Raw genomic sequence first — 23,884 nt, 5'->3', positions numbered from 1 at the left:
CGGGTGCGCCCAGCCTGCCCCACCCCGACCCGGCTGGCCTCCCCCAGGCGGGGGATCACCACCGGAAACTGTTCTCGGCCCAAAGCTCCAGGGTAGTCAATTCCGCCCCGGTTCACCTCGGTCACATATGACAGTGCGTCGGTACAATCGGCGACTGCCTTGTGACTGATCGCTGACTGCCGATGGTGAAATGGATCACACACACTGAGCCCATGGACAGGAGAGTCAACCGCGGTAAGGCACTCCGCGTCGCGGTGTGTCTCCTTCTGGTGGCGGCGTTGAGTGGCTGCATGCAACTCAACATGGGGCTCACCGTGAACGCCGACGACACGGTCGACGGGCAGTTGCTGCTGACCGCCGAGAAGTCTCTGCTGACCTCGCGAAACAAGAACATCCCGGCAGCCTTCGCGGAGCTGCGGCAGAACATTCCCGCCCTGCCGGCGGGCGAAGAGACCCGATACGAGGACGACAAACTCTTCGGCGCCCAGATCAGTTATCGCAAGGCGCCGCTGGCAGGTTTCGACACGGAGAGCGTAAAACTGGTCCGGGACGGCGACTTGTACCGGTTCACGTTGCCGCTCGATCCGTCGAAATACGGCGGAAAGGTAGCGCAGCAGAATCCGCAGCAACAGCAGGCTTTCCTCAAGCTGATGTCGTTCGAGATCTCGGTGGCATTTCCCGGCCGGGTGATCGACAGCAATGGCACCGTAAACGGCCGCTCGGTCAGCTGGAAGGTCGAACCCAACCAGGACAAGCCGATCGAGCTGCGTGCGGTCGCCGAGGCGCCACCTCGACCGTCCACCTCACCGGTTGCCGCCGGTGACGACGGCGGGATCGGGTGGCCGCTGATCGTCGGCGGCGTACTCCTGCTGCTGCTGCTCGCCGCGGTGGGCGTACTCCTGCTGCGACGCCGGCGCCCGACGGTGCCGGCCGCCCCCGGACCGACCTCGCCCGGACCGCCACCGCCGGGCCCGCCCGCCGGCGCGCCGGGGCCCGGCTGATCCACCCGGTGGCCGGCTCCGCCGGCCACGCCCGGCCCCGGCCGCCCCGAGACGACGGCGACCGGCCCCGGTGCTCCCACTCGGCAGCACCGGACCTCACCACCACCACATCCCGGTCGCACCATCGCAGAAAAGGGGGATCGTCATGAACGATCTCTTCACCTGGGCAGCCCTGGGGAGCATCGCCGGCGCGAGCGCCGCCACCCTGCTGGCCACCAACGTCATCGGCGGGCTGATCGGCCCCAGTGGCGACAAGCTCCGCAAGTGGATCGCCATCGCCATCGCGCTGCTGCTGTCCTACGGGACAGCGGCGTTCGCCGACGAGGCAGGCGGCGAGAAGTGGGTCATCGCGTTCTTCAACGCGCTTGTCATCTTCTCCGCCGCGCTCGGGGTCAACCAGTTCCCGCCCGGCAACCGGCAGGCGACGCCCACCCAGGTCGCGAGCGGTCGCGAGCCCCGAGTCTTCCGTTCCTGGGTCTGAGGGGGGTGACGTCATGGTCTTCGGAGTTCTCAGCGCGGCGGTCCAGGTCATCCTCGGCGCCCTGTTCGGCTTCCTCGCCGGCGGCTCGATCGGGCTCCTGATCGGCGCCGTCGTGGGCCTGCTGGTCGGCGCGGTGTTCGGCTGGGCGGTGGCCTCCGCCGGGGTGTACGCGGCGGACGCCCGCGGCATCTTCCTCTTCGTCGTCGACCACACCTGGAGTCTGCTCAACACGGTCGTCGGCGCCATCTACCTGACCGTGCACCTGGTCTTCGGGCACTCACTGGACCGACCCACCTCGTCGGGCAGCGGCCGGGTCAGCGTGGTGGAGGGGGTCTCGCCCCGCTACGCCACCACGATCGGCACCGTCTGCGCCGGCTCCAGCTCGGGCATCCAACGGCACGAGGACGTGCACATCTTCCAGGGTCGCCTGCTCGGCCCGCTCTACATCCCGCTGGTGCTGGCGAACTACGTGTTGTTCACCATCGCCCCGGTGTGGTTGCTCTACCACGACCACACCAACGCCCCGATCAACCGGTTCACCAGGTACTTCGAGATCGGCGTCTACCCGCACGTGTGGAACGAGGCCATCGCGTACCGGATCCAGGGGACGCCGCCGCGATGACCACCGACGGGCGCGGACCGATCGAGACGGCCACCGCCGAGTTGGCCGCCTGGCTGACCAGCGCCGCGGGGGAACCCGTCCCGGTCGGCCCGCCCCGCACCGGCGGCGACGCCGCCGGGCTCACCCTCTGGCCGCTGGAGCTGCGCCCGGCCCGGCAGACCCGCTCCAGCGGCGTGGTCCGCGAACCGTACCGGTTCACGGTCCGCTACCTGCTCTGCGTGACCGGGCCGGCCGGGTTGCCCCGGCTGGACCGGGTGCTCACCACCGCGACCCGCGAGGGCAGCTACCCGGTCGTCCTGGAGGCCGGCGATCCGCCACTGTGGGCGGCGTTCGGCGCCGCGCCGCGCCCGGCGCTGCTGATCGACGTACCCGCCCAGGTCGACCACCCGACCCCGGCCGCGCCCCCGGTGCGGCAACCGCTGCGGCTGCGACACCTGGAGGTACGCACTCTCACCGGCCGGGTGGTCGGCCCCGAGGACCAACCTCTCGCCGCGATGCGGGTCGAGCTGTCGGCGACCGGGTCCGCCACCCGCACCGACACCGACGGGCGGTTCCACCTCGTCGGCGTCCCACACGACCCCGAGCACCCGAGCCCGGCCCGGCTGCGGCTGACCGGGCGTGGGCTCGTGCTGACCGCCGACGTCGACCCCGGCGAACCCGACCTCGTCATCGTCTGCGCGCCACCGACCCGCTGACGCCCGCCCACCCGCACAGGAGGATCGATGCCCAGCTACTTCTCCCCCGGCATCTATGTCGAGGAGGTCCCCAGCGGCGCCCGACCGATCGGCCCGGCGAGCACCAGCATCGCCGCCTTCGTCGGACTCGCTCCGAACCACGACGCCCACCTGGGTCGAGCGGTGCCGGTCAACAACTGGACGGAGTTCCTGCGGCTCTTCGCCGACGGAGACCGGGTGGAGAGCACCCCGCTGGCCCGAGCGGTCTTCGGCTTCCTGGACAACGGGGGCGCCCGCTGCTGGGTGGTGAACGTCGGCGAGGGCGGCGCGATCACCGGCACCGGGCAGCGGCGCGGTGGCCTGCAACTGCTGGAGGCCATCGACGAGATCTCCATCATCGCCGCACCCGGCTTTTACGACGTGGTGTCGCACGAGGCGCTGCTCAGCATGGCCGAGCGGACCCGCACCATGGTCGCCATCTGCGACCCGGCACCGGACATCGACGACATCGCCGCGTTGACCCGGGTCGCGACACCGTCCACCGGCAAACCCCCCAAACCAGCCGAGGGTACGGGCGGCGGCCCGGCCGGTGCAGGCGGCGGCTCGGGCGGTGCAGGCGGCGGCGCGGCCCAGCCGGGTGGCTCCGGCGGGCACGAGGGGGCGGCGTACCGGCCCCGGCAGTCCGAGTTCGGCGCCTTCTACTACCCGTGGCTGCGCGTGCGCGACCCGATCAGCGGCGAGTTGGAACTGACCCCGCCGAGCGGGCACCTGGCCGGCATCTGGGCCCGCACCGACGCCCTGCGCGGCGTGCACAAGGCGCCGGCCAACGAACCCGTCCGCGGGGCCGTCGACCTGGGTTACCTGGTCACCCGGCCGGAACACGACGTGCTCAACCCCAAGGGCGTCAACGTGATCCGCTACTTCGCCGGTGAGGGCATCCGCGTCTGGGGCGCCCGTACGCTCGCCGCCGAGGCCAGCGAGTGGCGCTACCTCAACGTCCGGCGACTCAGCATCGCCATCGAACAGGCCATCGCCAACGGCACCCGGTGGATGGTCTTCGAACCCAACGACTTCACCCTCTGGCGCTCGATCCGCCGCGACATCGGAGCGTTCCTCACCCGGGTGTGGCGCGACGGCGCACTGCTCGGGCGCAGCCCGGAGGAGGCGTTCTTCGTCAAGTGCGACGAGGAGACCAACCCGGTCGATGTCCGCGACGCGGGCATGGTGATCGCCCACATCGGCATCGCCGTCGTCAAGCCCGCCGAGTTCGTGGTGTTCAAGCTGAGCCAGTGGGCCGGCGGCACCGAGACCGAGACGATCGGAGGCTGACATGCCCACCACAGCCACCCCGCAGCCCGGCGCCCCGGTCGACCCGTACCGGGCGTACAACTTCCGGCTGCTCATCAACGGCGTCACCAACGGCCACTTCACCGAGATGACCGGGCTGGAGGTGAACATCCCCGGGCAGCCGTACCGGGAGCACGGCCTGGGCCGGATGCGGATGGTGCCCGGCCAGGCCGAGTACGAGCCGGTGACGCTGCACTTCGGCCTCACCGGCTCCCGCGAGCTGTGGGACTGGGTGAACGCCACCGCGCAGGGCACCCTCAACCGCCGCAACGTCTCCGTGGTGCTGCTCGACTCGGTAGGGACCGCCGAGGTGCTGCGGTGGAACCTGATCGACGCCTGGCCCACCCGGTGGCGTGGCGCACACCTCAACACGCTCAGCCACGAGATCGCCATCGCCTCGTTGACCCTGCGCTACGAGGGCCTGGAGCTGGAGACCGGCGGTGCCACCGCGCCGACACCCGCGTAGCTGGCTGGCCGGCCGGCTGCGCTCGGCTGCCGGGGCGGTGCAGCGCCTCGCCGGGCGGGTCGAGCCCAGCGAGGACCGGGCACCCACCGGGCACCGGGCACCCACCGAGGACCGGACGCCCGCCGAGCACCGGGCGCCGCAGCCGTCGCCGGAGGCGTCCGAGGCGTCACCGCGCCGCTTCGGGGAACCACCGCAGCACTGGCTGGACCTGGTCGCCGCCCACGCGCCCGGCCTGCTGCACGACCTGGACCTCGACCGGCCCGCCGCCGCACCGTCGAAGGGGCGCGATGATCCGGCTGGCGGCCCCAGCTCCGGCTCCGGCTTCGGGGATCGGATCGATCAGGACGGGCCGGACCGGTGGACCGCGGTGACCCGACCAGCTCGGGCCGCCGAGGAGGGTCCCGGGCTGCCTGCCGACTCGGTGGGTCGTGCCCCCGGCACGGTGGGCCGCCGTACCCCCGGCACGGGTGATGGGTCCAGCCTGAGCGGCCCTGGCTCGGTCGCGCTCTCCTACGGGCGTGACCGCCCGGCGTCCGCCAGACCTGGCACGGTGGGTGACGACGGCACGGTTGGTCACGGCGGCACGGTTGGTCACGGCGGCACGGTTGATCACGGCGGCACGGTGGACGCGGCGTACGGCGTCGACGGGCCGGAGGCCGCGCGCGGGGTCGAAGGGCCGGACGGGGCGCGCTCGACGGGCGCGGCCGGACGGGCGACGCGCGCGTCGAGGGCAGCCGACCGCGCCGGCGGCCCAGCGATGGGCGGCGCCAGCCCACGGGGCGGCAATGACGCCTCCGACATCGGGGGGACCGCCGAGGTGCCCCTCGCCTCGGATGCGGGCCGACGTTCGCCGGGCCGGCTGCTGGACAGTTGGCAGCTACGCGCATCCCGACGGGGCGCGGCGGCAGGACCGGCTCGGGACGACACCCCGGACACCGACACCAACGAGCAGCCCCGAGTCGGGAAGCCGACCGCCCCGGCCAACTCTCCCCTCGGCACCCATCCCGCCGAGATCCTGGAAGATTTCGGCTCCTCCAGGCGCACTTACCTTCCAAGATCTACAACTGACTCGACGTACGTCGGTGGGGTCAGTCCGGGCCGGGCGGCGGCTTCAGACGGGCGGTCAGCCGGTGGCGGGGGCGCGGCTCGCGGCGGGGCGGCGGCTGATGGCGGGACGGCGGCTGGCGGCGATCTCTGGCCGGCCCTGCCGGACGAGCGGCCACGGTCGGGGCAGCAGGTTGGCGAGCGGGTTGGACAGCACGCCGCACCCCGCACCGGTCCGGTCGCGGGGGTGCCCTGGGTCGGTTCGACGCACCGCGATCAGGGCGGCGGGCGGGGGCCGGACGGCACGGCGTACCAGGCCGACGCGACGGCGTTCGACAGGTGGCCGGCGCTGCCCGACGACACCGCGCTGTGGTCGGCCGCCGGTGCGGCGCTGGACAACGCTGCGCTGACCCGGCTGGACCGGGAACAGGCGGGTGGCTGATGGAACGCGTCGCCTTCCTCATCGACTCCTCCGGCGAGCGCGTGGACTGCCTGCTGAATCCGGAGACCGTGCAGGTGACCCGGCTCGCCGGCGTACGCCATCGGGGTGCCGGCGACGGGCAGCTCACCGGGTCCGGGCTGGCCGACGACCCGCTGGTCTTCACCGGCGGCGGCCGGACCGAACTGGTACTCGACCTGCTCTTCGACGTCGACTTCGTCCAGGCGCCGACCCGTCCGGCCGACGTACGGGTGCTCACCCGTCCGCTGTGGATGCTCGCGGAGAACTCGGCCGCCGAGCATGGCTGGCTGCGTCCGCCGCTGGTCCGGCTGGTGTGGGGAAAGACCTGGAACGTGCCCGGTGTGATCATCGCGGTGGCGGAGCGGTTCGACGCGTTCACCGGCACCGGCTCACCCCGGCGTTCCTGGCTGCGGCTGAAGCTGGTCCGCGCCGCCGAGACGGCCGACCAGGCCGAGGCGGGGTTCGCCGAGGAGTTGGCCGCGGCGAGCACCCCGACCGCCGCACCGGGCAGCGCGGTGATCGCCGCCGGCGACGGCGCGGCCGAGCCGGGCCGTTCCGGTGTGCGCTTCGACCTGCTGGCCAACGACGCGCTCGGCTCGCCGCTGCGTTGGCGCCTGCTGGCCGAACACAACCGGATCAGCGACCCCCTCGCCGTGCCGGCCGGCACCACGCTCGCCGTCCCCCCGGCGGCCGGCGCCCGCGCCGGCGGCGTCCCGGCAAGCGGATCGACGGTCGCCGGTGCGCTGGCCGGGATGGCGCAGGCGGTGGCCGGCGCGTTGAGCACCGGCCCCGGCACCACCGCAGCGGTCGTCTCCGGCGGGCGCGGCAACCCCGGGGGTACGCCGTGACGAGCGTCGCGCCCCGGGCCTTGCTCGTCCTGCTCGACGGCGCCGAGCTGACCGGCGCGGTTCGTCAGCGGATCCGCTCGCTGCGGGTGGCGGCACGGCTGGACCAGCCCACACAGGCGGAGCTCGTGCTCGCCACCTCCGTCGGCGTCGGCGCGTTCGACCCGGCGGTGCGCCCGGGCACGGCACTCGACGTCCGACTCGCCGACCACGCCGACGCCCTGTTCAGCGGGGAGGTCACCGCCGTGGAGGTCGAGTACGCCGCCGACGGAGCGGCGGTGCTGCGGCTGCGGGCGTACGACCCGCTGCACCGGCTGCGCAAGCGGCAGGGGTTGCGGGTGTTCACCTCGGTGACCGCCGTCGACCTGGCCCGGGAACTGTGCGGCGCGGTCGGGCTCGAGGTGTCCGCCGAGGTCGACGGGCCCCGGTTGGACCGGCTGTCGCAGCACCGGCACAGCGATCTGGAGTTGCTGTGCGAGGTGGCCGGCCGCGCCGGGCTGCACCTGGCCGCCGACGACGGCACGGTCCGGTTGGTCACCCTCGCGGGCTATGGGGAGCCGGTCGCGCTGACCCTCGGCGCGGGCGTGCACAGCCTGCGCCTGTCCACGAACGCCGACCAGGCCAGCGGTGCCAGCGCCGCGTTGGGCTGGCACCCGCAGCGGGCCGAGGTGATCAGCCAGCAGGCCGACGAGGCGCGGTGTGGCCGACCGGCGTTCGACCGACCGGACCCGGCCGACGTGGGCGCCGACGGGGTCCGCACCGCCGTCGACCAGCCGGGCCGCAGCGACGACGAGTTGGCGGCGCTGGCCCAGGCGCGGCTGGACACCCGCGCGGCCACGCTGGTCACCGCCGAGGGGGTGGCCGAGGGCGATCCGGCGCTGCGTCCGGGCCGACGGATCAACCTGAGCGGTGTGCCCGAGCCCGTCGCCGGGGCGTACGTGCTGACCGAGGTGGTGCACACCGTGGACGGCAACGGACACCTGACCCGGTTCTCCACCGTGCCGCCGGTCGCCCCACCGACCCCGGCCGGCGGTGCGGTGGTCACCCTGGGCACGGTCACCGACGTCGCCGACCCCGACGGGCTGGGCCGGGTCCGCCTGACCCTGCCGGCGTACGGGGACCTGGACGCCGGCTGGCTCGCCGTGCTCTGCCCCGGGGCGGGGCGGGGCAAGGGCCTGGTGGCGCTGCCGGATCCGGACGACAGCGTGCTGGTGGTGCTGCCCGATGGTGAGCCGGCCTCGGGCGTCGTGCTCGGTTCGCTGTTCGGCGCCGTCGAGCCGTACGACGCGGGCATCGACGACGGGAGGGCGCGGCGCTGGACGCTGCGCACCGCCGGTGGGCAGTCGATCGTCGTCGACGACGTGCGGCGCAGCCTGCGGCTGGGCACCGAGGACGGCAGCTATCTGGAACTGACCCCCGACCTGGCCACGCTGCACGCGGCATCCGACCTGGTGATCTCCGCGCCCGGCCGGGCCATGGTGGTCCGCGCCCGCAGCGTGGACTTCCTGCGCGCCGAGTCGACCGAGGACCCGACCACCGCGGCGCGGCAGGCCCGAACGCTTGCCCGCGCCCACCACGAAGGAGGCGGCTGATGCGCTGGATCCACCGTGACTCCGTGATCACCTGTGATCACGACGGCCGGGTCGAGAACCGACCCTCGCAGCAGTGGGTGACCGTCACCGGCGTACCCGTGCTGGTGGACGACGACCCGCAGGGGCGCGACATCACGGCCTGCCCCAACTACGGCCCGACGATCAAGCCGTGCGGCAAGACCCTCAGCGTCCGGGTCGGCTACAGCGACTGGCTGCGGGTCGGCGGGCACCGGGTGGTGCTGTCGCACCTGGAGGGGTTCACCGACGGCACCCCACCGGGGCTGGTCCACCACACGGTGCGTGACCCGGGTCAGGGGTTCCTCGGGGCGGACCGGTGAGGGCCTTCCGCTTCGTCGGGGCCGGCTTCGACGCCGGGCGCGGCGGCGGCCTGGCACTCACCGCGGCCGGCGGCCTGGCGATGACCGAAGGCGACGAGAGCGTACGGCAGGCGCTGTTCCTGCTCCTGTCGACCACGCCGGGCGAGCGGCTGATGCGACCCGGGTACGGGTCCCGGCTGCACCGACTCGTCTTCGCGCCCAACGACGACACCACGGCCGGCCTGGCCATCCACTACGTCCGGCAGGCCATCGCCCGGTGGGAGCCACGGGTCGAGGTGATCGACGTGGACGCCGGGCCGGATCCGGACGACGCGTGGCGGCTGGTGATCCGGCTGGACTACCGGGTGCGCGCCAGCCTGACGCCCGGGCAGCTGGTCCTGTCCGTGGACCTGCTTCCCGCCGACGAACCCGCGCAGGGAGGAGCGTCATGACGTTGCCCGTGCCGCACCTGGACGATCGCGGTTTCCTCGACCTCGTCACCGAGGCCCGGGAACGGATCCGGCAGTCCTGCCCGGCGTGGACCGACCTGTCGGCGCACGACCCCGGGATGGCCCTGGTGGAGGCGTTCGCCCACCTGACCGAGGTGATGATCTACCGGTTGAACCAGTTGCCGGACAAGGCGTACGTCTCGTTTCTGAACCTGCTCGGGGTCACCCGGCACGCACCCACCGCGGCCTGGGCGGACGTCCGGTTCACCCGCAGCGGCAGCGACCGGGCGGCCATCCGGATCCCGGCCGGTCTGCGGGTCGCGGCGGCGCGCGGCGCGGATCCCCGGCCGGTCGTCTTCGTCACCACCGAGCCGACGCTGCTGCCCGCCGACGAGACGTCGGTGACGGTACGGATGCACCACTGCGAACTCATCGAGGCGGAGTTGCTCGGCGTGGGCACCGGCCAGCCGGGGCAGGTGCTGCGGGCCGGCCACGCGCCGTTGGCGCACACCGCCGAGACACTGGACCTGCTGCTCGGCGTGGAGGTGCCGGCCGGCACGGTGGAGTTGGGCGCGGCGGCCCGGGAGCACGACGGCCGTACGTTCGAGATCTGGCGGCCGGTGGACAGTTTCGCCGGGCTCGGCCCGCAGGCCAAGGCGTACCTGGTGGACCGTTGCTCGGGCACCGTCACCTTCGCCCCGGCCCTGGACCTGCGACCGCCGGCCGCGCCCGGCGACCCCGCACCACCCGGCCCCGCGCCGGTGACGGTGGCGGCGGTGCCGCCGGCCGGGCGGCAGGTCCGGCTCTGGTACCGCGCCGGCGGCGGACCCACCGGCAACGTGGCGGCGGGCACGCTGACCAGCCTGCGCGACCCGCTACCCGGGGTACGCGTGGACAACCCCGTCCCGGCGGCCGGCGGCCGGGAGGTGGAGGCGTTGGAGTCGGTGCTGCTGCGCGGCCCGTACGAGTTCTTCGCCCAGCAACGGGCGGTCACCGCCCGCGATTTCGAGGTCCTCGCCACCAGCTCCGGGGCGGTGGCACGGGCGCGGGCGTTCACCCGCGCGGCGGTGTACAGCTTCGCCCGGCCCGGTGAGGTCGAGGTGGTGCTGGTGCCGTACGTACCGCCGACGGCCCGCCCCGGTGGCCGGTTGCCGGTTGCCGTGCTGCGCGAGCACGAGGTGCCCGAGGCACGTCGCCGGGTGGAGGCGGACCTGGAGGAACGCCGGATGGTCGGCATCCGGTCCCGGGCCACCTGGGCCCGGTTCAAGGCGGTGTCGGTCCGGGCCCGGGTGGTGGTCCGCCGGGAGGAGGACGTGGACGCGGTACGCCGCCGGATCCACGACCGGCTGCACCAGACGTTGAGTCCGCTGCCGACCGCGCTCAACCCGACCGGCTGGCCGTTCGGTGAGCCGCTGCGCGCGTCGAACGTGTACCGACTGTTGGAGCACGCCGAGCCCGGCGTGCGCTACGTCGAGTCGGTCCGGTTCGTGGTCGACGAGGCCCCCGACGCGGGGGTACGCGCCCTCGCCGTCGACCAGTACCAGCCGCGCACCTGGTATGCCGGGCGCGGCCCGGTGCTGTTCCGCTCCAGCAACGGCGGCGCGGGGTGGGAGCCGGCCGGCCGGTTCGACGACGAGACGGTGCTGCGGGTGGCGCCCGCTCCCGCGCCGGTGCGGCCGGGCATCGTCGCGCGCCCCGGCTCGGTGGCCGTGGTGACGCTGCGGTCGTCCGGTGGCTCCCGGGTGCACCTGAGCACCGACCTGGGCGAGACCTGGTCGCTGCTCACCGACCTGGACGCGCGGATCTCCGACGTGGCCTGGCTGGACCGCGACGGCGCGGGCGCGCTCCTGGTGGCCACCGACACCGGCCTGTACGAGGTGTCGTTGCTGCCCGGGGCGGTGCCGTTGCAGATCCTGGTCGACCCGTCCGACGCCGACCGGGGGTTCTACGCGGTGCGCGCGTTCGTCTCGGAGCGGGGCGCGCCGGGGGTGGCGGTGGCCGCACAGGCCAGCTTCGGGGTGTATCTGTCGACCGCCGGCGGCCGACCGGGCAGCTTCACGCACGTGGGCCTGGCCAACGTGGACAACCGGGTGCTCGCCGTGCAGTACGACGGCCCGGCGACCCTGCTGTGGAGCGGCGCGGGCGAGCCGGACCCGAAGAAGCCGGGACAGGGTTGCCACCGCACCCGGTTGTTCGAGTCCGACGTGAAGTGGCAGCCGGTGCAGTCCGGCTGGGTCGGCGGCACGTGCCGCGACCTGGCGTTCGCCGGCCAACTCGCGGTGGCGGCGACGCAGAGCGGCGGGGTGCTGCGGCTGGACACCCTGGTCGCGCAGCCGCAGTGGCAGTCGGTGTCGGTCAACTGCGGGTTGCCGCTGCGCGACCGGACCCGGTTCGTGCCGGTGGACGCCATCGCGGTGGGCGGTCCGGCCGGCGGCAGCCCCGCGGGCGGAGGAGCGGGTGGCCCGGCGGAGCGGCTGCTCCTGGCCGGCGGCGAACGCGGCGTGCACCGCAGCGCCAACGCGGTGGACTGGACGCCCAGCGCCAACCAGGCCACCGCCGACGTGGTGACCGTCCCGGATACCTGGCTGCTCTGCTCCGGCGAGCACGACATCGAGGTGGTGCGCCAGGATGCGACGTTCGGCGATTGAACGGCTGCTGCCCGCCGCCTACCAGCGGGCCTGTGTGCCCGGCAGCGTGCTCTGGGCTCTGCTGGACGTGATGGAGGGGCTGCACGCCCCGGACGAGGCGATCCTCGCCGAGGTGGACGCCCTGTTCGACCCGTACCGGGCGCCGGACGGCCTGGTCGTGCGGTTGACCCGCTGGGTGGCGATGGACCACGTGGTGGCCTCGCCCCGGCCGGACGCGCCCCTGCCGCTGCCGGTGGGACGACTGCGCGACCTGGTGGCCAACGCCGCCCTGCTGGCCCGGTGGCGCGGCACCCCGTACGGCATGCGAAGAGCTCTCGAGGTGGCTACCGGGTTGAGTGGTTTCGCTCTGCACGAACCAGCGGAGCAGCCCTTCCACGTCGTGGTGCGGGTCCCGGCCGCCGCCGCCGGCCAACTCGCCGTGATCACCCGCATCGTCGAGGCGGAGAAACCCGCCTCCACCACCGTCGAGATCGTCCTGGAAGAGGAGTCGTCATGACCACCGAATGGGCGGTCGTCGCCGCCGCCGAGCAGTTCACCCTCGACCCGCGCAACAGCGGCGAGCTGACCTTCACCGTCTCCAACCCGGGCGCCGCCCCGGACACGGTGGTGTTCGACGTGGCGCCCGGTGACGGCTCCCAGCGGGCGTGGTTCACCGTCGCCGAGCCGCAGCGTGTGGTGCAGGGGCAGGGCTCGGTGTCGTTCCTGGTCACGCTCGCCGTGCCCGCGGGCACCCCACCTCGGCGCTACGACATGACCGGGTTCGCGTACTCGGCGAACACCGCGCCGGAGGAGAGCTCCCGGTCCAGCGGTCGGGTCACCTACGAGGTACGGGCGGTCGCGCCACCCCGGCGTACCCCGTGGTTGTGGATCGCCGCCGCGGCGGCGTTGGTGCTGGTGGTGGTGGCCGTGGGCGTGGTCCTGCTGACCCGCGACGGCGCGCCCGATCCCGGCGAGCCGCGCGTGGTCACCATCGAGGCGGAGAGCCTGGTGGACGCCGCGGTCATCACGTCGCCACAGAAGAGCAAGGCGGCCGTGGGCGCGCAGCCCAACTGCTGCGCGGTGACCTGGTCCGGTGACAAGCAGCTCTTCTTCACCGGCTTGGCGATCGGCGATCAGATCACCGTGACGGTGCAGATCCCGGCCGACGGCACCTGGCGCTTCGCGGCGGTGCGCACCACCTCGTTCGACTACGCCAACACCGTCTTCACCATCGACGGCAACCAGGTCGGCGGCATGTTCCTCGGCTTCACGCCGACGACGCAGAAGACGGAGTTCCTGGACGTCGGCACCGTCCGGCTCACCAAGGGGGCACACCAGGTCACGCTGCTGGTGGTGGGCAAGACGCAGGGCACCAACCGCTACTTCGCGGGTGTCGACCTGATCCGGTTCAGCGAGGTCGTCGCACCGGCCGCCGCGCGATGAGTGGCCCGCAGAAGGCGCTGCTGGGACTGCTGGCCGTACTGCTGGTGGCGCTGTTCGTGGTCGGGGTGGGCGTGGGCGGCGACGACCGGGGTGATCCGGGTGCCCGGCACGGATTGGTCGACCGGCTGGGTGCGTTGGGCGGCGAGCGCGCGGCGGTGGAGCCGGCCGCGGTCGACGCCGACTGCGCCGACGAGACGGGCCGGTTGACGTTCTCCGGCAGGTGCGTGGTGCGGATCGCCGATCCGGGCGGGCTACGCACCCTGGTGCTGCGCAGCGCGGCGCGGTTCACGGTCGTCGCGCCGGCGCCGGGCGACGCCGACCTCACCATCCGCGACGAGGTCGAGCCGGCGCCCGACGGCACCGGCGCGGTGGCGAAGGTCGCGGTCGACCAGGCCACCGAGGTCGGTCTGATCTGCCCGGGCCTCGGTGGCTGCACGGTCGTCGTGGCCACGTCCTGACCCTGGTCGTCGTGGTCACGTCCTGACCTGATCGTCGTGGTCACGTCCTGACCTGATCGTCGTGGCCACGTCCTGACGAGATCGTCGTGGCCACGTCCTGACCTGATCGTCGCGGTCACGTGTTGAGCTGAGAGGAAGGTGCCGCCGTGGGTGACCTGCGTAAGCCGTTCCTGCTGCTGGCGATGCTCGCCATCGTCCTGGCGATCGGTGTGGAGCTGGGCGCCGGGCTGCTGCTGGGCGGCGCCGACGCCGGTGCGGCCCTCGCGGACAGCGCAGGCGCGCTGGAGGTGGACCTCGACGACGTGTCCGGGGTCAGTGAGCCGTCCGGCCGGGCCACCGGCTACCTGGCGTTGATCGACGCGGTGGCGGTCTGGAGCACCGGGCTGTTCTGTCTGGGCATGCTGCTGCCCGAACGCGTCCAGGGCCGGGTGCAGGGCGTCGCGAGCCTGATCTTCTCGATCATCCTGATCATCGTCGGACTGGTCGCGCTGGTCGTCGCGTTCGTGGAGCTGTCCATCATGGTGTCGCTGTTTCTCGCGGTCCCGTTCGGCACGATCGCGTACCTGGCGCTGTGGGGGTTCTTCCCGGTCGGCGAGGCGGCGCTGCTGCTGGGGCTGGTGCTGCTGCTCAAGTTGGTGTGGGCCGGGCTGTTGGTGCTGGCGCAGCCGCGCTTCCTGCAGAACAAGGGCCTCGTCCTGCTCATCCTCACCACCCTGCTGTGCACCGTGGTCCTGGAGTTCCTGCACCACCTGGTGCCGGTGATCCTGGTCAGCATCGTCGACGACGTGGCGGCACTGGTCTTCGCGGTGATCGCGATCATCTGGGGGCTGGTGCTGCTGATCGGGTCGATCCCGGCGATCGTGAAGGCCATCCGGGTGACGGCCGCCCTGCCGGCCCGACGCCCACCCCGGTGATCCCGACGCCCACCCCGGTGATCATGAGGTTATCGCCATCCACCCCGGCTCGCCGTCCGCCAACTCCATGATCGACGAGGTGGCGCGGCGGCCGGTCACTCCACCTTGGTCAGGAGGGGCTTGCCCTTCTCCACCACGTAGGTCGCCAGCTCCACAGCTATGCCGTCGCCGACGTTGCGGGCCTGGTGGTGGACGCCGTACGGCACGGTCAGCGCGTCACCGGCGTTGCACACCACCGGCGGCTGGCCGTCGAGCGTGTACTCCAGAGACCCCTGAAGAACGCAGATGATCTCCTCGCCCGGATGGAAGTGCTTGAACGGCGGCGAGTCCGGCGTGAACTCCACCCGACTCTGGACGACCTCCCGTCCGGGGATGCTGAGATCGTGTTTCTGCAGATCGACGCGCCACAGTCCGGGCGCCCCCTGCACCGCCGTCGGACTGATGCCCTCCGGTCGATCCGCTCCGCTCATCACGGCCCCCTGTACGCCGTCGTACCGACGGCACCCGCTCCGGTCGGCATGTCGGCTCGAGGATAAGGGGCCGCCGACAGGTCGGGGGCAAGGATGCCGAACGAGGGAGCTTCAGTGCGGTGAGCTGGGGTGATTCGGAACGTCGTGCCCTTCGTGCGGCCGATGCGCGACCAGCACGAGCGCACCGCTGCGTCCGCGCGCTGGCTCGTCGAGTCGACGAACAGGGTCAGCCGGGCGGGATCCGCGGACCTGCGGGGCAGTACGGGTCCGGGCCGTGCGCTACGGCCAGGGAACGTGCCGATCGGTCGTACGGCCCCGGACCGGTCGAGTCGCGGATGACCAGGTCGGTCTGGAGCATGACCCGCGCGGTGGTACGACGGCCGCCGAGCGCCGGGCCGGCACCGGGCCCCCGCGCGCCACGTGGTGACTCGACGTCCTGTTGCAACAGCATGTCGACGGCCGTCCGGCCGGCGGCCCCGGTGGGTGTGGCCACCGTCGTCAGTTTGGGGCGGGTGAGCCGGCTCAGGGTGATGTCGTCCACCCCGACAACACTCACCTCCTGCGGCACCCGGACCCCGAGCGCGTCCAGCCCCTCGATGAGGCCGATCGCCATCAGGTCGTTGTAGGCGAGCACGGCCGACACTCCGCTGCGTCGCACCTGCTCGGCGACGGCGGCGCCGCCGACCTCGGTGGGCGCGTTCGGGCCGAACACGGTCAGCTCCGCGCCGCCGGCTCGGGCGGCCGTGCCGGCGGCACGACGCATCTCCCGGTTGGTCCACGAGTTGCGCGGGCCACCGAGCAGCGCGATGCCGCGGTGCCCCAGGCCGACCAGGTGCTCGATCGCCGAGCGGGCGCCCTGCCCGACGTCCATCAGTACGCAGGGCAGGCCGGTCACCTGGCGGTTCACCACGACCAGCGGCACCTCGCGGCTGAGCTGCTCGATCAGGCTGTTGCTCATCCGCGGGCTGCACAGCAGCACCCCGTCCACCTGCTTGGCCAGCGCGTGGACCAGCTCCTCCTCGGCGGCCGGGTCCTCGTTGGTGTCGGCCACGAAGACGTGGTAGTCGCGGTGTCGGGCCTGACTCTCCGCTGCCTTGATCAGCGGCGGGAAGTACGGGTTCGCGATGTCCGCGATGATCAGCCCGAGGTTGTGCGTCCGCCCGGTGATCAGGGCTCGGGCGGCGCGGTTCGGCCGGTAACCCAGGTCCTCCGCGCAGGTCAGCACGCGGACCCGGGTGTCCGGGTTGACCAGGTGCGGGGCGGAGAAGGTGCGGGACACGGTGGAGATGTGCACACCGGACGCCCGGGCGACGTCCCGGATGGTGACGGGCACGGCTGACCCCTTCGTCCGAGGTGGCGGCGGTGCCGTGGGTGTGGCCATTAATGCAAACGTTTGCAGCATTGTCAACTATCAATAGCCACGCGGTTGTGCAGCACGGACATGCCGATCTGCGATCCGCGGCCGTACGAAATCGGTGATCGCTGCCGGTTGACGCAGTCGCATTGATCGTGATTACTTCATTGCAAACCTTTGCAGGATCACCGGGAGGCGGCCGCCTGCCACCGAGAGCCGGCGGCCGGGTGACTGTCCGTTCGACCACCGCCAACCGGGCCGGCTCGCCGACCTGCCCACCTCCCGCTGACCAGGAGACGAGGAGCCCATCCCCGTGCCGACGTTCGACCACGACGACCTGCTCCTGCCGCCCGAACCGGGCCAGCGCGCGCTGGCCCGGGAGCTGTACGTCCTCGCGGCGGTGCAGCCCATCATCTCGCCGCACGGGCACGTCGACCCGGCCCTGCTCGCCGAGGATCGGCCCTTCCCGGACCCGGCGCAGTTGCTCATCGTGCCCGACCACTACCTGACGAGGATGCTGCTCAGCCAGGGCGTCCCCCCGTCCGACCTGGGTGTGCCCACCCGCGACGGCAGCCCGGTGGAGACCGACGGGCGGGTGATCTGGCGACGCTTCGCCGCGCACTGGCACCTGTTCCGGGGCACCCCGTCGCGGCTCTGGCTGGAGCAGACCTTCCGCACCGTGTTCGGGGTGCACACCGCGTTCGGCCCGGCCACCGCCGACGAGATCTACGACGAGATCGCCGCCCGGCTCGCCGAGCCGGACTTCCGGCCCCGGGCACTGTTCGAGCGGTTCGGCATCGAGGTCCTCGCCACCACCGAGTCGCCACTTGACGACCTGAGCCAGCACGCCACCCTCGCCGCCCACGGCTGGGGCGGGCCGGGCGGCCGGGTGGTCACCACCTTCCGCCCGGACGACGTGGTGGACATGGAGTACGACGGCTGGTCGACGAACGTGGACCGGCTCGGCGAGCGGGCCGGCGAGGACACCGGCACCTACGCCGGCTACCTGGCCGCCCTGCGGACCCGACGGGCCGCGTTCATCGCCGCCGGCGCGACCTCCACCGACCACGGCCACCCCACCGCACGCACCCTGTACCTGACGCCGGCCGAGGCCGAGCGGCTCTACGACCGGGGCCGACGCGGCGAGGCGAACGCCGCCGACGCGGAGGCGTTCCGGGCGCACATGCTGATGGAGTTCGCCCGGATGTCGCTCGACGACGGCCTGGTCATGCAGCTGCATCCCGGCGCGGTGCGCAACCACAACAGGTGGCTGCACGCCCGGCACGGCCGCGACGTGGGCGGCGACATCCCGCAGGCCACCGAGTACGTGCACGCGCTCGCCCCGCTGCTGGAGCGCCACGGCAACGACCCGCGGCTGCGGCTGGTGCTCTACACCCTCGACGAGGACACCTTCACCCGCGAACTGGCGCCCCTCGCGGGCGGGTACGCCGCGCTGCTGCTCGGCGCGCCCTGGTGGTTCCTGGACTCCCCCGAGGTGCTGCGCCGATTCCGGGAGACGGTCACCGAGACCGCCGGCTTCTACAACACCACCGGGTTCGTCGACGACACCCGCGCGTTCTGCTCCATCCCGGTACGCCACGACGTGGCCCGTCGGGTCGACGCCGGCTTCCTGGCCCGGCTGGTCGCCGAGCACCGGCTGCCGATGGACGAGGCCGCCGAGACCATCGTGGACCTGGCGTACCGGCTGCCCAAGCGGGTCTTCAACTTCGGCGGCGACAACCACCGGTGAGCGCGAGCAGTGCGGCGCAGCGCAGCCCCGCAGTCGCGAACGAGAGGCAGGCTCAGTGAGCATCACCATCACCTCCGTCGAGGTGCACGACGTGCGGTTCCCGACCGCGGCGCGGGGCGACGGCTCCGACGCGGTCAACCGGGGCGACTACTCCGCGACGTACGTGGAGCTGGGCACCGACGCCGGCCCGACCGGCGCGGGGTTCACCTTCACCAACGGCCGGGGCAACGAGATCACCTGCGCGGCGGTCCGCGCGCTCGCCCACCACGTCCAGGGCCGCACCATCGAGGAGATCACGGCCGAGCCTGTCGCGTTCTGGCGCTCGCTCAGCGCCGACGTGCAGCTGCGGTGGCTCGGTCCGGAGAAGGGCGTCATCCACATGGCGACCGGCGCGCTTGTCAACGCGGTGTGGGACCTGCGGGCCACCCTGGCCGGCAAGCCGATGTGGCGGTTCCTCGCCGAGTTGCCCACCGACGACCTCGTGGCCAGCGTCGACTTCCGGCACATCACCGACGCGCTCACCCCGGACGAGGCGGCCACCATCCTGGACAGGGGATCTCTCGGAGGGGACGGCCGGCTCGCGGAACTCAAGCAGAGTGGCTTCGCTTCGTACACCACCTCGGTCGGCTGGCTCGGCTACCCGGACGACAAGGTGCGGGCGCTGACCCGGCAGGCGTACGCCGACGGCTGGCGGGCGATGAAGATGAAGGTCGGCGGCCCGCTCACCGACGACCTGCGGCGGGCCCGGATCATCCGGGAGGAGATCGGCCCGGACGCGCTGCTGATGATGGACGCCAACCAGGTCTGGGACGTCGACGAGGCGATCACCGCGATGACCACCCTCGCGGAGGTGGATCCGTACTGGATCGAAGAGCCGACCCACGCCGACGACATTCTCGGTCACGCCCGGATCGCCCGCGCGGTCACCGAGCTGACCGGTGGCCGGTGTCGGGTCGCCACCGGCGAGGTGGCCGCCAACCGGGTGATCTTCAAGCAGTTGCTCCAGGCCGAGGCGATCGGCGTGATGCAGGTCGACGCCTGCCGGGTCGGCGGCGTCAACGAGGTCCTCGCCGAGTTGCTGCTGGCGGCGAAGTTCGGAGTGCCGGTCTGCCCGCACGCCGGTGGCGTCGGCCTCTGCGAGTACGTCCAACACCTGGCGATCTTCGACTACCTGCGGGTGGGCACCGGCCTGGAGGGGCGGATGATCGAGTACGTCGACCACCTGCACGAGCATTTCGTCGACCCGGTCCGCACCCGCGGTGGCCGCTATCTGCTGCCCGAGCGGCCCGGTTACAGCGCCACCATGAAGCCGGCGTCGATCGCCGAGTTCCGCTTCCCGGACGGCCCGGCATGGCGGTGACCGTCGGCGCCCGACTCGGCCTGGGCGTGCTGCGCCGACTGCCCGCCGAGGCCCGTCCCCTCATCCGGCCGGGCACGGTCCCGACCGGCGTCGTACACCTGGGTTTGGGCGCGTTCCACCGGGCGCACCAGGCCGTCTTCACCGAGGCGGCGGTCGGCGCGGCTGGCGGCGACTGGGGCATCGTGGCCGTCGCTCCGCGCAGCACCGCCGTGGTCGAGGCGCTCGCCGCGCAGGACAATCTGTTCAGTGTCAGCACCCTCTCCGCCGCCGGCAGCGGCACCCGGGTGGTGGGCGCCCTCAGCGGCGTACTCCACGCTCCCCGCGACCCGCAGGCGGTGGTCGCGCTGCTCGCCGACCCGGCGGTGCGGGTGGTGACGCTGACCGTCACCGAGAAGGCGTACCAGCTCGACCCGGTGACCGGCCAGCTGTCCCCGGACGCGGCGCTCGCCGCCGACCTGGCCGGCGGCCGTCCACCGACCACCGTGCCGGGGTTGCTGCTGCGCGGGCTGGCCGCGCGGGCCGCCGCGGACGCCGGACCGGTGGCCCTGGTGAGCTGCGACAACCTGCCGGCCAACGGCCGACGCCTGCGCGGCATGCTCGACCAGACGGTCGGCCGTGCCGCCGGGGTGCCCGCCGGGCTGGCCGAGTGGGTGGCCGGCAACGTCACCTGCCCGGGCACCATGGTGGACCGGATCGTGCCGGCCAGCACGCCGGAGACGATCGAGGCGGCCCGCCGGGCGCTCGGCGTGACCGACCTGGCCGCGGTCGCCGCCGAGCCGTACGCGCAGTGGGTGATCGAGGACGACTTCCCCGGCGGTCGGCCGGGCTGGGAGCACGCGGGCGCGGTCCTCACCGACGACGCCGGCTCGTGGGAGCGGCTGAAGCTGCGCACCCTCAACGGCGTGCACTCGGCCATCGCGTACCTGGGTGCGCTGGCCGGGCGGGAGACGATCGCCGACGCGCTGGAGATCCCACACCTGGCCGACGCGCTGCGCCGGCTGATCGCCGAGGACGTCGCGGCCAGCCTCACCCCGCCGGACGGCGTCCGGGTGGTCGACTACGGCGAGCAGGTCCTCGCCCGGTTCGGCAACCCGGCGATCCACCACCGCACCCTCCAGGTCGCGTTGGACGGCTCGCAGAAGCTGCCGCAACGCGTCCTGCACACCATCGCCGACCTGCGCACGGCCGGCCGGTCCGCGCGCTGGGGCGCGCTGGTCGTGGCGTCCTGGTTGCGCTTCGCGCTGGGGTACGCCGACGACGGCCGACCGTTGCCGTTGCAGGACCCGCTCGCCGGGCCGATCCGGGCCGCCCTGGACGCCGGCGCGCACACCCCGGCCGGCGCGGTGGACGCCGTCTTCGCGCTCCGCGAGATCTTCCCGGCGGAGGTGGCCGATGACGACGAGGTCCGCGCCGAGGTGATCGCCTGGCTGACCGCGCTGGGACGCCACGGCGTCGAGGCGACCCTGGCCGGCGCCCGGTGAGGTGGTCGGTCGGCGAGCGGCCCGGCGACAGCGACGCCGGACGGGCAGACGCCCCCGGCCGGCCGTCGCACTGTCGCGGGATGTCGGGTCGGGTCGGCGACGTACGGGCTCATCGACGTGGGGAAGATCGGCTATAAGTGACGCATGGACTTCCCGCCGCACCTGGGCAGCATGCCGATGCACGCGATCACCGAGATCCACGGCGAACCGGGCCTGCTGGAGCGCTTCCGGTTGGAGGTCCAGCAGTTCGACGACGCCGCCCGCGAGCGGTTGACCGCCGCGCTCGACCTCGCCGCCGAGTTGCACCGCGACGACCGGCGCGTCCGGGAGCCGTACCTCAACCACCTGCTGCGGGTGGCGATCCGGTTGATGCACCACTACCAGGTGCGCGACGTGGACGTGATCGTCGCCGGTCTGCTGCACGACGCGGTCGAGGACCATCCGGTCGAGCTGGCCGACGGCGACGCGGGCGCCGACCCGACCGCAGCCGCGCTGGCCGCGCTCGCCGCGCGGTTCGGGACGCGCGTCGCGACGCTCGTCGCCGCCGTCACCAACCCGGTGTACGACCCCGAGCGGGACCGCAACACGCAGTACCGGGAGCACCTGGCGGTCAGCCTGGACCGTGAGCCCTGGGCCCGGGTGATCAAGGTGTCGGACTTCACCGACAACGGCGTCGGGGTGATCCACACGGTCGGGCCGAAGGTCGTGTCGTCGGCCCGGAAGTACCGGCCGCTGGTGCCACTCTTCCGGGACCTGATCGGCCGGCCGGACACACCGTTGTCGGAGGTGGTGAAGAGGCACATCTTCGGCCAGCTCGACCTCGCCGAGGAGCGGTTCAGCGCCATCCTGGACCAGCCCGCGCACCCCAACTGAGCTGCCGCTTCCTCACCCGACCGGGTTCTGTGACAACTTCTCGGATCTTTAGCGCCGCCTGCGGCATTACGGTGGTTTTGCGTCAGCTGGGAGGCGGCAGTCCTCTCGATCGAAGTTCTGGCGCGACCCCGATCGAGAGGACTCGGACCATGCACGACCTGACTCGCCGCGACCTGCTCAAGGCGACGGCCGTCGGCGCCGGAGCGGTCGCCCTCCCGGGCATGATCGCCGGCAGTTCGGCGTTGGCAGCGGACGGCCCGACCCTGGGTGGTGAGAGGTCGCCGACCGCCACGTTGACCGGCCGGATCGTCCGTCCCCAGAGCCCCAACTACGCGCAGGCGAGCCTCGGTTGGGACGAGTTGTTCGTGCGCTACCCGCTGGTGATCGTCTTCGCCCAGGAGACCCAGGACGTCGTCAACGCCCTCACCTGGGCCCGGCAGCACGACGTCGCGCTGCGGGTGCGCAGCGGCCGGCACAGCCTGGAAGGCTGGTCGAACGTCGACAACGGCATCGTGATCGACGTCAGTGAGCTGAAGGACGTCGACATCAACACCGCCAGCCGCACGGCGAAGCTCGGCGCGGGGCTCACCCAGTCCGAGGCGGTCGCCGCACTCGGGGAGTACGACCTCGCGGCGACGACCGGCGGCGAGGGGACCGTCGGCCTGTCCGGTGCGACCCTCGGGGGCGGTCTCGGTTTCCTCACCCGCTACCTCGGTATGGCCTGCGACAACCTGATCGGCGTGGAGATCGTCGTCGCGGCGGGGGCCGACGGCGCCAAGGTGCTCGAGGTGGACCCGTGGAACCACGCGGACCTGCTCTGGGCGCTGCGCGGCGCCGGGAACGGGAACTTCGGGATCGTCACGTCCCTGACCTACCAGGTTGCTCCGCTGGAGCGCGTCGCCTACCTGCAGGTGACCTGGCCGGGCCTCGACAACCTGCACGACGTCTTCGACACCTGGCAGCACACCGGACCGTTCGCCGACCCTCGTCTCGGCACCCAGGTCGAGGTCCACCCGGACGGGATCCTGCTGTTCGCGGTGCTCGCCGAGGGGTCGGAGGCCGAGGCGAGAAGACTGCTCGAGCCGCTCCTCTCGATCGGCAACCCCGAGGTCGTCGTGCGGATCGGCGGCTGGGCCGAGACGTACGCCGGGTTCCAGATCCCGACCGACGAAGATCCGGCGAAGTGGAAGTTCTACTCGCAGTTCACCAGGCAGCCCTTCCCGGCAGAGGCGATCAGCATCGTCCGCCGGTTCATGGCGAAGGCCCCGTCGCCGGACAGCAACTTCTTCGCCCAGGCCTTCGGCCGGGGAGCCCAACGACAGGAGCCCTTCGGCGGCGCGGCGTTCCCGCACCGCGACGCGCTCTTCTACTCCGAGCCCGGCGCGGGCTGGGGCACTCGCGGCGAGCCGGACAGCGACGACGCCGTCACCCCGATCGCCCAGGCCTGGATCGCCGAGTTCAGCCTGGCGTTGCGGCCCTACGTGGACGGCGCCTACGTCAACGTGCCGAACATCGGCATGGCGGAGTGGGAGGAGGCCTACTGGGGTCGCAACTTCCCGCGGCTGCGCAAGATCAAGGCGAAGTACGACCCGCACAACGTCTTCCAGTACGAGCAGAGCATCCCGCCGGCGACCCACTGACCCCGGACGGCTGGCGGCGCGGGTGACCCGACCCGACCCGCGCCGCCGGCCACCTCCAACCGCGCCCACCCCACCCCACCCCTTGCGGGGACCCTTGGCCGTCGCGGGCAGAGTCGGGCAGGACGGGTCGCGCCGCGCAGGCAAGGCGAGGGCCGCGCAGGCAAGGCGAGGGCCGGCGGGACGTGGCGGGGCATCACGTCGGGATGAGCGGTGCCG

23 protein-coding genes are annotated in these 23,884 nt (G+C 72.8%); 21 read left to right on the top strand and 2 right to left on the bottom strand.

Going from position 1 to position 23,884, the window contains the following annotated elements:
- Positions 1 to 182: 182 nt before the first annotated feature.
- The 16 genes from ACFYPM_RS16425 to ACFYPM_RS16350 all read left to right on the top strand — a co-directional run bounded on the left by ACFYPM_RS16425 (position 183) and on the right by ACFYPM_RS16350 (position 14,740).
- Complete coding sequence (locus ACFYPM_RS16425; RefSeq protein WP_387196921.1) at positions 183 to 1,001, top strand: LppM family (lipo)protein; 819 nt, start codon at positions 183 to 185, stop codon at positions 999 to 1,001.
- Positions 1,002 to 1,146: 145 nt separating this feature from the next.
- Positions 1,147 to 1,482, top strand: a complete 336-nt coding sequence (locus ACFYPM_RS16420; protein ID WP_357372108.1) for a hypothetical protein — start codon at positions 1,147 to 1,149, stop codon at positions 1,480 to 1,482.
- A 13-nt stretch (positions 1,483 to 1,495) separates the two neighbouring features.
- Positions 1,496 to 2,104, top strand: coding sequence for a glycine zipper family protein (locus ACFYPM_RS16415; protein WP_387196918.1), 609 nt, complete (start codon positions 1,496 to 1,498; stop codon positions 2,102 to 2,104).
- Complete coding sequence (locus ACFYPM_RS16410) at positions 2,101 to 2,799, top strand: carboxypeptidase-like regulatory domain-containing protein (RefSeq protein WP_387196915.1); 699 nt, start codon at positions 2,101 to 2,103, stop codon at positions 2,797 to 2,799. Before ACFYPM_RS16415 ends, ACFYPM_RS16410 begins: the two co-directional genes overlap by 4 nt.
- A gap of 27 nt (positions 2,800 to 2,826) precedes the next feature.
- The gene (locus ACFYPM_RS16405; RefSeq protein WP_387196912.1) at positions 2,827 to 4,107 is read left to right on the top strand and encodes a phage tail sheath family protein; all 1,281 of its coding nucleotides are present in this window, start codon (positions 2,827 to 2,829) and stop codon (positions 4,105 to 4,107) included.
- Between the two features lies 1 nt (position 4,108).
- The gene (locus ACFYPM_RS16400) at positions 4,109 to 4,591 is read left to right on the top strand and encodes a phage tail protein (RefSeq protein WP_387196909.1); all 483 of its coding nucleotides are present in this window, start codon (positions 4,109 to 4,111) and stop codon (positions 4,589 to 4,591) included.
- A complete protein-coding gene (locus ACFYPM_RS16395; RefSeq protein ID WP_387196906.1) occupies positions 4,566 to 6,077 on the top strand; it encodes a hypothetical protein in 1,512 nt (503 codons plus the stop codon). The genes ACFYPM_RS16400 and ACFYPM_RS16395 overlap by 26 nt, the downstream gene beginning before the upstream one ends.
- Entirely contained in the window at positions 6,077 to 6,943 is an 867-nt protein-coding gene (locus ACFYPM_RS16390) for a hypothetical protein (protein ID WP_387196903.1), read from the top strand. Before ACFYPM_RS16395 ends, ACFYPM_RS16390 begins: the two co-directional genes overlap by 1 nt.
- Entirely contained in the window at positions 6,940 to 8,532 is a 1,593-nt protein-coding gene (locus tag ACFYPM_RS16385; RefSeq protein WP_387196901.1) for a contractile injection system protein, VgrG/Pvc8 family, read from the top strand. The genes ACFYPM_RS16390 and ACFYPM_RS16385 overlap by 4 nt, the downstream gene beginning before the upstream one ends.
- The gene (locus tag ACFYPM_RS16380; protein WP_387196898.1) at positions 8,532 to 8,870 is read left to right on the top strand and encodes a hypothetical protein; all 339 of its coding nucleotides are present in this window, start codon (positions 8,532 to 8,534) and stop codon (positions 8,868 to 8,870) included. Before ACFYPM_RS16385 ends, ACFYPM_RS16380 begins: the two co-directional genes overlap by 1 nt.
- Positions 8,867 to 9,301, top strand: coding sequence for a GPW/gp25 family protein (locus tag ACFYPM_RS16375; RefSeq protein ID WP_387196895.1), 435 nt, complete (start codon positions 8,867 to 8,869; stop codon positions 9,299 to 9,301). Before ACFYPM_RS16380 ends, ACFYPM_RS16375 begins: the two co-directional genes overlap by 4 nt.
- On the top strand, positions 9,298 to 11,946 hold the full coding sequence (locus tag ACFYPM_RS16370) for a putative baseplate assembly protein (protein ID WP_387196892.1): 2,649 nt from the start codon (positions 9,298 to 9,300) through the stop codon (positions 11,944 to 11,946). The genes ACFYPM_RS16375 and ACFYPM_RS16370 overlap by 4 nt, the downstream gene beginning before the upstream one ends.
- Positions 11,927 to 12,442 (top strand): phage tail protein, encoded by a 516-nt coding sequence (locus ACFYPM_RS16365; RefSeq protein ID WP_387196889.1) that lies wholly within the window; start codon positions 11,927 to 11,929, stop codon positions 12,440 to 12,442. The genes ACFYPM_RS16370 and ACFYPM_RS16365 overlap by 20 nt, the downstream gene beginning before the upstream one ends.
- On the top strand, positions 12,439 to 13,368 hold the full coding sequence (locus ACFYPM_RS16360) for a hypothetical protein (protein ID WP_387196886.1): 930 nt from the start codon (positions 12,439 to 12,441) through the stop codon (positions 13,366 to 13,368). The genes ACFYPM_RS16365 and ACFYPM_RS16360 overlap by 4 nt, the downstream gene beginning before the upstream one ends.
- Entirely contained in the window at positions 13,365 to 13,826 is a 462-nt protein-coding gene (locus ACFYPM_RS16355) for a hypothetical protein (protein WP_387196883.1), read from the top strand. The genes ACFYPM_RS16360 and ACFYPM_RS16355 overlap by 4 nt, the downstream gene beginning before the upstream one ends.
- 146 nt (positions 13,827 to 13,972) lie before the next feature.
- Positions 13,973 to 14,740: a hypothetical protein gene (locus ACFYPM_RS16350; RefSeq protein WP_387196880.1), complete on the top strand. Its 768-nt coding sequence runs from the start codon at positions 13,973 to 13,975 to the stop codon at positions 14,738 to 14,740.
- 95 nt (positions 14,741 to 14,835) lie between these two features.
- Here ACFYPM_RS16350 and ACFYPM_RS16345 read toward each other — a convergent pair whose 3' ends face one another.
- Both ACFYPM_RS16345 and ACFYPM_RS16340 read right to left on the bottom strand, forming a co-directional pair.
- Positions 14,836 to 15,210 carry a cupin domain-containing protein gene (locus ACFYPM_RS16345; RefSeq protein ID WP_387196877.1) on the bottom strand — a complete coding sequence of 125 codons (375 nt, stop codon included), beginning with the start codon at positions 15,208 to 15,210 and terminating at the stop codon, positions 14,836 to 14,838.
- Positions 15,211 to 15,436: 226 nt separating this feature from the next.
- The gene (locus ACFYPM_RS16340) at positions 15,437 to 16,543 is read right to left on the bottom strand and encodes a LacI family DNA-binding transcriptional regulator (RefSeq protein WP_387196875.1); all 1,107 of its coding nucleotides are present in this window, start codon (positions 16,541 to 16,543) and stop codon (positions 15,437 to 15,439) included.
- Between the two features lie 334 nt (positions 16,544 to 16,877).
- Here ACFYPM_RS16340 and uxaC point away from each other — a divergent pair, with 334 nt between their 5' ends.
- The 5 genes from uxaC to ACFYPM_RS16315 all read left to right on the top strand — a co-directional run bounded on the left by uxaC (position 16,878) and on the right by ACFYPM_RS16315 (position 23,668).
- Positions 16,878 to 18,314 (top strand): glucuronate isomerase, encoded by a 1,437-nt coding sequence (gene uxaC / locus ACFYPM_RS16335; protein ID WP_387196872.1) that lies wholly within the window; start codon positions 16,878 to 16,880, stop codon positions 18,312 to 18,314.
- Between the two features lie 55 nt (positions 18,315 to 18,369).
- Positions 18,370 to 19,674 (top strand): enolase C-terminal domain-like protein, encoded by a 1,305-nt coding sequence (locus ACFYPM_RS16330; RefSeq protein ID WP_387196868.1) that lies wholly within the window; start codon positions 18,370 to 18,372, stop codon positions 19,672 to 19,674.
- Positions 19,665 to 21,155: a mannitol dehydrogenase family protein gene (locus ACFYPM_RS16325; RefSeq protein ID WP_387196865.1), complete on the top strand. Its 1,491-nt coding sequence runs from the start codon at positions 19,665 to 19,667 to the stop codon at positions 21,153 to 21,155. The genes ACFYPM_RS16330 and ACFYPM_RS16325 overlap by 10 nt, the downstream gene beginning before the upstream one ends.
- Before the next feature lie 144 nt (positions 21,156 to 21,299).
- Positions 21,300 to 22,028, top strand: coding sequence for an HD domain-containing protein (locus ACFYPM_RS16320; protein WP_387196862.1), 729 nt, complete (start codon positions 21,300 to 21,302; stop codon positions 22,026 to 22,028).
- Positions 22,029 to 22,177: 149 nt separating this feature from the next.
- A complete protein-coding gene (locus ACFYPM_RS16315) occupies positions 22,178 to 23,668 on the top strand; it encodes an FAD-binding oxidoreductase (protein WP_387196859.1) in 1,491 nt (496 codons plus the stop codon).
- Positions 23,669 to 23,884 lie beyond the last annotated feature (216 nt).

The sequence above is a fragment of the Micromonospora sp. NPDC005203 genome (genome assembly GCF_042872705.1).
Classification (GTDB): domain Bacteria; phylum Actinomycetota; class Actinomycetes; order Mycobacteriales; family Micromonosporaceae; genus Micromonospora.
This window is presented reverse-complemented; position numbering and strand designations above follow the sequence as displayed.